This window comes from Streptomyces sp. MI02-7b (genome assembly GCF_033793585.1).
Lineage (GTDB): Bacteria > Actinomycetota > Actinomycetes > Streptomycetales > Streptomycetaceae > Actinacidiphila.
In genome coordinates, this window is sequence record NZ_JARAWX010000074.1 from 1 (window position 1) to 807 (window position 807).

General features: G+C 62.8%; 1 protein-coding gene. It reads left to right on the forward strand.

Features of this window, described 5'->3' with window-relative positions:
• Positions 1-662: 662 nt before the first annotated feature.
• A partial coding sequence (locus tag PV364_RS41115; RefSeq protein WP_319666060.1) for a helix-turn-helix transcriptional regulator occupies positions 663-807 on the forward strand: 145 nt, incomplete at its 3' end.

Consider the following 807-nt stretch of genomic DNA (forward strand, 5'->3'; position numbering starts at 1 on the left):
CCGGCGGGGTCGAGAGAGGCCAGCGACGGTGCATCTCGTTGATCATCGAGGGGATTTCCGGTGGACACAAGTCACGAGAATTCGTGCCGCGTAAATCCCGGAATGATGCGTGCGGCAAAGTTGTCGCTTTCAGGTCAATTGGGTGGAAATCCCATCGGACGCTTCCTTGTGCAGTAACTGCCTGCTGGGCCCCAAGCGCAGCTTGGTTGACGACCTGCGCAGGGCTCGGCACACCACATCCTTTGTAGACCGTTTTGTTCCCTGGTCCCCCTCGTGCCAGACAGTTTGCTGAGGCAGCGCGACCCTGGTGAGGCGCGTTTCCGCGTTGCCATTCTTGTCGCGGGGTCGCGGGTCGAAGTGGCACGCGCCGGTCCAGAAGGAGGAACTTCCATGACTGGTCACAAAGCGGCAGTTTGGGTCGTGGTGGCCGCGGCCGTGCTCGCCGTTGGGGGCCTTACCGGGCTGTCGGAAACCGTCGGGCGTCACGGCGTGCCGTCAGGGCGTGCTGGGGTTCTCGTGGCGGTGCAGGCGTGCCCCACGTACTGCACGGATGACAGCTCTTGGGGCGGCCGAGAGCGCGGTGGGTCGAACGGATAGCGGGAAGCGAATGAATCAGGCCGTTCAACCAGGGCTCCTCATGTCGTCGCAGGTGCCCGGCGCGTATGTTCCTCACTCCTAGAGAGCAAGAGATCCTCGTGAAGTTGTGCGAGGGGCTGACCTATCAGGCTATCGCGCGGGAGATCGAGATCAGCCCGCACACCGTAGACGCCCACATACGTAGGCTTCGGCGCAAGGCTGGAGTCAACA